Genomic DNA, 8,773 nt, shown 5'->3' on the forward strand with positions numbered 1-8,773 from the left:
TTCAGAGATTTTTTGTACAAGTTTTGTCCAAATGTGTTTTTTCAACTCATTCTCTAATTATGATTCAGAATTTCAACTCTCTCTCATGATTTGATGCAGAGTTTAATTTTGTGATCGGCGCGAAAGCCTGAATTTTCGTTAATTTTTTCCTAATTTATGGATCAAAATTTTTCCCACATTATGATTCAAAGGACACTACAATTGCTTAGGGTTTGAATCTCCAAGCGATTGTGATTCTGAATTCTGTCTTCTGAGTTCTTCTTCAATTGTCTGCAATTTCTCACTCAATCAACCCCAAATGCCGATGGAATGCTTCAACAGCGTTCGCCACACCATCTTCACCCCTGATTTTCTCACCCAACTCTTGTGCTTTCTTCCGCATCACCTCATCACCCAGTACGATTTCAATCGCTGCTGCTAAAGTTTTATCTGACACTTGATTGTACGGTATCGGTTGTGGGCTGACTCCCAGCCGGGTCAGCTTTTCACCCCAAATCGGCTGGTCTGCAAAGAAAGGTACAGTAATTGATGGTGTCCCTGCACGTAACACTGCCGCCGTTGTACTAGCTCCTCCGTGATGTACTACTGCTGGCACTTGAGGAAATAACCAATCATGCGGAACTTCCTTGATCACAAACACTCGTAGCGAATCTTTTATATTCACCGTTCTTCCAACGTCGCCCCAGCCTGACAATATAATCCCGCCTTGATGTGTTTTCTTTAAGGCTTCTACGATGTAATGTGTGAGATATTCTGGATTGGGCATCGTCATGCTCCCAAAGCCAAAACACAAAGGTAATTGCTTTCGCCCAAGAAAATCCTCTAGTTCGATAGGTGGCTCGTATTCGGAGGCTTGGTCAATAAACCAGAAACCAGTCACATACGCCCAATGCGGCCAGTCACGAGGTTTTGGGATTACGTGCGAACTAAATCCATACAATACAGGGATTCGTGATACATTCGCCGGAGTCTTCCGTCTGAAGCGTCTGCCCAAATATGGTAAGGGCGGCAATTTCAATGTTTCTGTTCTGAAGTGATTGAGCAGTGGACGATATCTTTGCCAGTGCAAAAACTCTACTAGTAAGTAGCTGCCATAATTTATCGCTTTCTTTAGCGGGTTTTTAGTTGTTTGAGCAAATTTCAAAAACCCAAACATCCCTGTGGGAGTCAACGGCAGAACTGATGCAAAAAAGCAAGGTACGCCTAATTTCTCTGCGATGTGATATCCAAAAATAGCTAGCGGCGTGTAGATAATTACCTCACTTTCCTGACACGCTACCCAAGCAGACTGCAACTGTTGAAGTAAAAGCTTATCTCCTTCTTCTTTTTTCAACTTTTCTCCCGCAATCAATCGCTGCCCTTGCTTGGATTGCAAAAACTCTTCCATATTGCCAGCGATCGGTGCAAACTTTAAATCAAACTGCTTCACAAAAGATGCAAAGTTTTCGTGTGTTGCGACTGTTACCTGATGCCCCGCACGCTTCAAGCCAATAGCCAAAGCGCAGTATGGTTGCAAGTCTCCCCTTGAACCTACTGTTAGGATCGTAATCTTCAGTTTCCGGCTTGGTGCTATAGGTAGACTTTGGCTCAAATGCTTTTTCAAAAATGAAAACTCCAGTATTCAAAAATTGTACTAATTTCCTGTGCCTCGGGGCGATAAACCAATACAGTTGAAATCAGCCTGCTTTTTCGTAACTGTTCCCTTGCCTTCACAGAAAAACTTTCTTAACTGAACCACATTGAGCCAATTGCGTAGGCGCAGCCCGTCGTAGACATCGCTGTTGCATTGGTTAATATACAGTCAAAGCAATTCACGCATGACCAATTTTATGAAATGGTTAAAGGAATCCCATTATCTTTGGGTTTTAAATTGAGAATAAACGGAACAGCTTTTAATACCCAATCAGACACAGGTGTATAATTAGCAGCTTCTTCTCCAAAGCTAATAGAAAGCATATCAGTATGAATAATACCTGGATTGAGGGGTATAGCTGCCATACCAGTTGGCAATTCTTGTGCCAAAGAACGAGTTAATCCTTCGATTGCCCACTTGGAAGCGCAGTATGGTGCAACTTGGGCTGAAGTCGAACGTCCCCAACCTGAACTAAAGTTAACAATAATACCCCGTTTCTTTTTCACCATTGCTGGTACGAAATGGCGAATTATATTCGCTACTCCTTTGATATTGATATCTATAAGATCCGAAAATTCTTCAGATGGTATTTCCCACAAAGGTGCTGGGTAATTGGTAATTGCCGCATTATTAATTACTATATCTGGCGGTGAATACTTTTGAAGTACCTCTATTGCCCATTTTTTTACAAGTTGTTCATTTGCCACATCTACAGATGTAAAATCATTGGGCGCACTAAACTTTTGGCGTATTTTATCGATTGCATCTGATGAACGGGCGCAACCAATAACAGTATGTCCCTGTTGAATAAAACCTTCGGTCATCGCATAACCTAGACCTTTACTTATGCCTGTAATTAAGATGAGCTTACTCATATATTTCTGGTATTATTAGATTTCAGTTTTTTTCGGGTCGGTTTCGTGGAGGTAAGGTTCGTCCATCATAAAACTGAATAACTAACTTACTTAGTCCGAGCCATGCTAGTGCAAAAATTAAGGGAGCTAGAGTTTCAATCACAACTACTACAACTGATGTTGTCTGAAAAAATAAAAAAAGCATTGGAGTCCAAGCCAAAGTAAGTACTGTTGCAACTCCACTCCCAAATCTCAATCGCTCAATAATAGAAAGCGCCGAGCTACAACTGGCACATTTTTCCGTATGAGAATGATACCTCTCCAGAAGCACGGACTTTGCCAATGGGGGAGAAAAAGTCTCTTTGCCAAATGGTTCAGCATTATATTGGTTTACCCACTGACGCAATTCAAATACAAAACTATCTGCTTTGGTTGGAAGGTAAAAGGCTTTACCCGGATTTCTCACCACACCTTGAATGGAGGAGTAATGAGTAGTGAGTAAGGAGTAATGAGTAAAATTCTTAACTTATTACTTATTACTCATTACTTATTACTTGTACGCAAAGCAGCTTGTGAGAAATGCGGGTTTAGTAAAGTTAGGGCTACCTCCTTTAGCTTCAAGATACCTTTCTTGATAGTGGAGAAAAATTTGATCGTCTTCTAAAACACCATTTTGTCCAATGTGGTAATACCAACGCGGTCTGAGCTTAATAAACCAACCTGGAAGTTTATCAGGAAACTTAAAAGGAAAACGTGCAAATACACGACATTCTCCTTTGCGTATGGGTGTAGCATAAACAACGGTTAGAATTCTACCACGCGGGGAGTTGATGTCATGCCACATTAAACTTGGAGCGACGAAGGTTGTAGACAACTTTCCTGATTGCCCTGGTTTCAAACCTTGTTTCCAAATCCCTTTGAATCCATGTTTCCCAGATTCAATCACTTCAAGTTCCAAAGGTGCTGCATTTGCCCTATTTCCTACCGTTTTATGATGTGTAAACGATATGTGGCTAGGGTCTAGTATATTTTCTAATAGTGTTAAGGCATCATAAGGTACATCTCTAAATGTATTAATTACAACCCATCCTTCGGGAGATTCTTCTAATGGTTCAATTATTGGGACTTCGGTTTTGGCAGCATTTTCATATTCACCAACGTATACAAACAGCAGCCCTTGCTTTTCAATAGTTGGTAATGATGCCACACAAGCTCGTTTTGATGTCTCTGCTGTTCCACCTTTAACTTGTTGAGGAATCCTTTGACAATTTCCATCTCCAGAAAAAGCCCAACCGTGATAGGGACATTCCAAAAGCCCATCGTCACTAATCCTGCCTTCAGACAACGGTGCTAAACGATGAGGACACTGGTCTTCAAAGCTTCTCCAAGATTGGGCAAGTCTATCCCACCAAATTACAATATTTCTTCCCAGCACTGTAAAAGGCGTTGGTTTTGATTTGTCTAAGTCCTCTAGGTAATGGATGGGATACCATGTTTCTTTACAATCAAAACTATTCGGATCACTCCCGCCCCCAGGCTGTTTTGAGTGAAAACTATCTCTGACATTGACTTCTTTCTCAAACATTTTTGATGTTTATTAATTTTTATTGCCTACTCTCAGATTTATTTTAGCTACTATGAACATTGGCTGTATGGCGATCGCATTTTCATAAATGATTTTATGAATAGCTACTAAGCTCGACTTTATCCAAAATTAAGAACTTGGTTCTCCTTATGGAGCAAAAGCCCTAGCTTTTTGGCAAAAACTTTTTCCATTCGCTAAAGCCGATGTAACGAGCTTTTCCCTGACGCACTACCTCAGCGAGTGCCGTCATGGTTTCTTCTAAAGGCGTATTTTGAATCGTAGCGATGGCATTGGTACAGGTCAACGTATGTCAAAAACCCAAAAGAATTTTGACTTCTAGACAATGATCAAAAAAGCGATCGCTTTTAGGCATCTGCCCGAAAAAGATATTTATGTCCAATTAATAAATTCTTCGGCAAGAGACTCGTATTTTCCATCGATTTGGTGTACCTTGTTAATTCTGTGCAATTATTAATACCTAACTTCTTGCAACTTTACTCAGACAAATTTTAAACCAATGCCTTCGAGGGAATACTCAATGAATACTTCTAATGAGATACATACAAAGAAAATCATCAAAAAATCCGACAAGCTTACCCTGAGACAGATGAAATTAATCGAAGAAGCAGAAGACCAACAACTTCTAGCTAATACTGACAATTCTACTGTCCCTGTGGTTGAAGTTGAGGAGAAAACAGTAGCAATTTCAGAGCCTAGAGTTCCTGACTATGTTCCATTCCTTGACAATCCTCCAGTACAATCTGTGGGCAATTCCGGCTGGCAGGTTTCTGATGTCTGGCGGGATATTCGGGTAGATGATTTCTGCGGGTAGACCCCCATGATTACAAGCGCTCATCCTGGATTTCTCACCAATGCTCAAAGCCTGTGCTTGTGCAGGGGAGCAGGGGAGCAGAGGAGCAGAGGAGCAGAGGAGAGTTCAATGTGCCAAGTTCAATCCCCTCCGCCCCTCCGCCCCTCTGCCCCTCTGCATTTCAAACTTGTGAGAAATGCGGGTCATGCATCTATACCCTCTGTACCCTTTTCAATTGGATTGGTTGAATCTATGTCTGACTCCTGATTTGATAATCGTTCAACCATCTGTATTAAAGCTAACTGCATTTCTGGCGTAAATTCCAACTTACCAGAACGCAGATGTAAATCCAACTGAGCAAAAGGAATTTCAATTTTTCGTTGCTGTAATACTTCAAAAATAATGTAATATAAATCACTTTTGAGCAAAAATTGTTTATTAGGTTCCGCAGTCCAGACTAATAACTCAAAATTTAAGGTGTTGTTGGCAAACTCTTTAAACAGTACTAGAGGCAAAGGAGTCTGCAATACATTGGGATGCTTAGAAGCAGCCTCTAACAGAGCAGATTGCACTGCTTTGGGATCTGAGCTATAGGCAACGCCAACGGGAAGATGAAGGCGAGAAATCGGGTTGCGATGGCTCCAGTTGATTACTTCTTTTTCCAAGAAGCGAGAGTTGGGTACAATAATTGAAACGTGGTCAAGGGTACGAATCTCGGTACTTCTGGCACCGATTCGTTCGACAATACCTGTATATTCCCCAACTTCCACAAAATCTCCAACCTGAATCGGGCGCTCAAATACTAGTACTAAACCACTGCCAAAATTCTTAGCAATATCCTGTAAACCAAAGCCAATTCCAACGCTTAAAGCACTTGCTAAAATTGTCAAAGAGCTAATGTCAAGTCCCCAGATTTGTAGCAGTACCAGTGTGCCAATAAAAATTAGACCATATTTTAAAAGTATTATAATCGCTTCTTGAGCGCCACGATTGATGACAGTAAAAGAGAGAATCCGAGAACGTAAAAAATTGGTTAACGTTCCAGCAAAGATAACTAAGCCAAACAATAAACCAACCAAAACTATTAATTCAGTAATCGAATATGGATTTTTTCCCAACGTCAGAATAGGTGAGGTGAAACTGGTAATTAGGATATTTGAAATTTGGTAGCTCCATTGACGAGTGAAAGGAAAGAGATTAGTGATATAAAGAATCGCACTCATCCAAAGTCCGAGACGCATACTTGCCAACACTAATTTGAAAAATAATTCTAATACTTTAAGTGTTTCCGAATTAGGTATGGCATTGCTAGTTGTTAGGCGAAGTGAGGCTACTCGGATAGATTGATGCTTAATCCATCCCAATAGCCAACTAAATCCTACAGTTATGAGTAAAATTGCTGCTGCTATAAAAGTTGTTCGTTGAAGATAAGTTTTAGTTCTCTCTAAATGAGCTTCCTGTAACGCTCCTTCAATTTGCTGCGCCCAAATGTTAGCCTGCTCATCGAGTGTACTACCTGGTAAAGTATCTTGTTGTGTAACTGTTAACAGATAGCGGTCATTTAATAAAATAGTAGGTAGTTGGTTACGTTTTTCAATTTTAACTTGAATAGACTCAGAAGCAGAAATCACATTTTTTAGTTGTGAATTGATTAAATTTGTCCGTTCTTGAGCGCTATACTGACCAGAATCGCTGATCTGAAAAAGCTGCTGTCCATCCAAAATAACTGGAGCTTTAGTTAATGCTTGAGCAACTACAGGAGTGAACCAAAAAAATAAAACAAAAGTTAGTACTGTAATGAAAATATTAAAATATTTTGATGGTAATCGCAAAGGATGAAAATCAAACATAAAGACTCTAACCATATATTTCTACTTCAGCTAATTTATCTTAACTAGATTTCCTCAAAATCGAATTGTTTTTGTAATAGTTTCTATTAGCATTGCTTTTCTTTAATGGAGTAGAGACACTCCCTTTGTCAGGTAGGATAAAAGACAGGATAATAAGAGTGATCCTCTATAGTAGTTCAATGGGTAAACGAAAGAGAAGACATCACAAGACATCCTTCCCTTGGATGCTAGAAGAAAAAAATCTGTTCATTACAAGGACTGGTAACGAAATAGTTACAGATGCAGGATGGGAGAAAATTTCATTTGAAGAAGCCAGAAAACTATTTAGTCCCGAAACTTTTCAAGAGTGGTACGAACTGTTCTTAGAAAATACAGATATCTCGGAAATACTTTCAGAATCTAACGTAGATATAGATTTAGATGATGAATCAGCAATAGATAACTTTTTAGAAAGGAGCAATTGGACACCAAAACAAGTCAATTTAGTTGTAGCGAAGGCTATCTATAAAAATCATGCCTGGGTGAGAGGATTGCTGATTTCTACACCTGATGTTGAAGAATCCTATTTTCACAATTATGAAATGGAGGCAATTCGTTTAGGAGTCCAATTGCGAAAATACATCTTTGAGGATATTCCAGTAATTAATGACTGCAAAAATGCTGTCAGATATTTACATGCTCGATACGCCCTCATTGGCTGGCAACCAAGAAATTGTGTGACAGCAGCTCACAACCTAAAAATATCTCAAGCTACTAAGGTTTACAATGAACTTCTCTGGGATGAAGATTGGCTAGATGAAGAAGACGAAATTTATTAGTCAAGAACAAAAAACTCTACAACACTGGAAAATATGCTCCTCATTACTGATAACTGGATAATAATAGAGTTACTGGGAAATAAGCCCAGAAATCTTTCACCCTGCCCTCACTAGGTTTCACATGAGTCTTAGTGCCATTCAGCGATGGCGTAACCGTCATGAGCCAGTGGCGATCGCTCTAGTAATAACGTAGCGTGGGTGCGGCGTAGAGGGTCTTTGAAGCGATTTCTAGACGGATGCTTGGAGCGGGGTAAAACACTTAACAGAAATTGTTAAACTTTTTTATTCCCATAGACTAAGGCAACCGCCTGAGCAACTTTTGTAAACTATCTTTGCACCAAGTCAAAGTTATAGTTGCATTGTGCCTATAATAAGTTACGGCTAAGTATAACTAGAAGTTAGCACCCTGTAAATGGTTATCGCTTGGATGACGCATCAAAGGCGATACCAAGACAAGCAAAATTTATCAGCAGCGTAATAGAAACTATTCCGTTGCCACCATGCACTTCTTTGCGATCGCATGTTGGAAAAGGAGTGAGCAGAGGAGCAGAGGAGCAGAGGAGCAGGGGGGCAGAGGAGCAGGGGGGCAGAGGAGCAGAGGAGCAGGGGGGCAGAGGGGCAGAGGGGCAGAGGAGCAGAGGGGCAGAGGGGCAGAGGAGATGGAGAAAGAACCTATTAAAAGTCATAAAGATTTGAAAGTTTATCAAATGGCTTTCGATGCCGCCATGAAAATCTTTGAACTCTCCAAAAAGTTTCCTGTAGAAGAGCGTTATTCATTAACGGATCAGATTCGCCGCTCGTCCCGTTCTGTGTGTGCAAATATGGCAGAGGCTTGGCGAAAACGTCGTTATGAGGCAGCTTTTGTAGCGAAACTGAATGATTGCGAGTCCGAAGCTGCTGAAACTCAGACTTGGATTGAGTTCGCTGTTAAATGTAACTATCTCTCTGTCGAATCAGGTAGAGAACTATATGGAACTTACAATCAAATTTTAGGTGGTCTAGTAAATATGATTGCCAACCCAACACCTTGGTTAATGAAACGTTAGCATTCTTTCTCCTCTGCTCCCCTGCTCCCCTGCTCCCCTGCCTCTCTGCTGGGAAAAGTAGTTTTTATCGTAGTTTTTATTGGATAAAAGATAAGGGTATCTTATTTTGTCTTCACACTGTAAGCATATAAAAAAGTTCAACAATTCTAGTCTCTCAAAGCATTGATTTTTCGTGG

Annotated in this window: 8 protein-coding genes and 1 pseudogene; 3 read left to right on the top strand and 6 right to left on the bottom strand. The window is 40.4% G+C overall.

From position 1 onward, the window contains the following. Positions 1-280: 280 nt before the first annotated feature. The 5 genes and pseudogenes from V7L07_RS13460 to V7L07_RS13480 all read right to left on the bottom strand — a co-directional run bounded on the left by V7L07_RS13460 (position 281) and on the right by V7L07_RS13480 (position 4,376). The gene (locus V7L07_RS13460) at positions 281-1,603 is read right to left on the bottom strand and encodes a glycosyltransferase (RefSeq protein ID WP_335058515.1); all 1,323 of its coding nucleotides are present in this window, start codon (positions 1,601-1,603) and stop codon (positions 281-283) included. A gap of 224 nt (positions 1,604-1,827) precedes the next feature. Further along, entirely contained in the window at positions 1,828-2,508 is a 681-nt protein-coding gene (locus V7L07_RS13465; RefSeq protein ID WP_179069678.1) for an SDR family oxidoreductase, read from the bottom strand. 22 nt (positions 2,509-2,530) lie between these two features. Beyond that, positions 2,531-2,956: a hypothetical protein gene (locus tag V7L07_RS13470; protein ID WP_335058518.1), complete on the bottom strand. Its 426-nt coding sequence runs from the start codon at positions 2,954-2,956 to the stop codon at positions 2,531-2,533. A 105-nt stretch (positions 2,957-3,061) separates the two neighbouring features. Beyond that, positions 3,062-4,072, bottom strand: a pseudogene (locus V7L07_RS13475) (aromatic ring-hydroxylating dioxygenase subunit alpha); the annotation flags it as partial. Between the two features lie 163 nt (positions 4,073-4,235). After that, positions 4,236-4,376 (bottom strand): aldo/keto reductase, encoded by a 141-nt coding sequence (locus V7L07_RS13480; protein WP_308189921.1) that lies wholly within the window; start codon positions 4,374-4,376, stop codon positions 4,236-4,238. A 234-nt stretch (positions 4,377-4,610) separates the two neighbouring features. On the opposite strand from V7L07_RS13480, the gene V7L07_RS13485 reads away from it, so the two are divergent. Next, positions 4,611-4,904, top strand: a complete 294-nt coding sequence (locus tag V7L07_RS13485; protein WP_335058520.1) for a hypothetical protein — start codon at positions 4,611-4,613, stop codon at positions 4,902-4,904. A 182-nt stretch (positions 4,905-5,086) separates the two neighbouring features. Here V7L07_RS13485 and V7L07_RS13490 read toward each other — a convergent pair whose 3' ends face one another. Beyond that, the gene (locus V7L07_RS13490) at positions 5,087-6,748 is read right to left on the bottom strand and encodes a mechanosensitive ion channel family protein (protein WP_335058522.1); all 1,662 of its coding nucleotides are present in this window, start codon (positions 6,746-6,748) and stop codon (positions 5,087-5,089) included. 164 nt (positions 6,749-6,912) lie between these two features. Between V7L07_RS13490 and V7L07_RS13495 the strand changes: the two genes are divergently transcribed. Together V7L07_RS13495 and V7L07_RS13500 are read left to right on the top strand one after the other, a co-directional pair. Then, positions 6,913-7,551, top strand: a complete 639-nt coding sequence (locus V7L07_RS13495; protein WP_335058524.1) for a hypothetical protein — start codon at positions 6,913-6,915, stop codon at positions 7,549-7,551. 659 nt (positions 7,552-8,210) lie between these two features. Beyond that, positions 8,211-8,597 carry a four helix bundle protein gene (locus V7L07_RS13500; protein WP_094333589.1) on the top strand — a complete coding sequence of 129 codons (387 nt, stop codon included), beginning with the start codon at positions 8,211-8,213 and terminating at the stop codon, positions 8,595-8,597. The last annotated feature ends 176 nt before the right edge of the window (positions 8,598-8,773 follow it).

Source organism: Nostoc sp., from assembly GCF_036916985.1.
Classification (GTDB): Bacteria; Cyanobacteriota; Cyanobacteriia; order Cyanobacteriales; family Nostocaceae; genus Nostoc.

Bases quoted from the DNA above. Each gene is read 5' to 3' on its own strand.
- V7L07_RS13465 (WP_179069678.1), bottom strand. From the start codon at position 2,508: ATGAGTAAGCTCATCTTAATTACAGGCATAAGTAAAGGTCTAGGTTAT.
- V7L07_RS13485 (WP_335058520.1), top strand. From the start codon at position 4,611: ATGAATACTTCTAATGAGATACATACAAAGAAAATCATCAAAAAATCC.
- V7L07_RS13490 (WP_335058522.1), bottom strand. From the start codon at position 6,748: ATGGTTAGAGTCTTTATGTTTGATTTTCATCCTTTGCGATTACCATCA.
- V7L07_RS13495 (WP_335058524.1), top strand. From the start codon at position 6,913: ATGGGTAAACGAAAGAGAAGACATCACAAGACATCCTTCCCTTGGATG.
- V7L07_RS13500 (WP_094333589.1), top strand. From the start codon at position 8,211: ATGGAGAAAGAACCTATTAAAAGTCATAAAGATTTGAAAGTTTATCAA.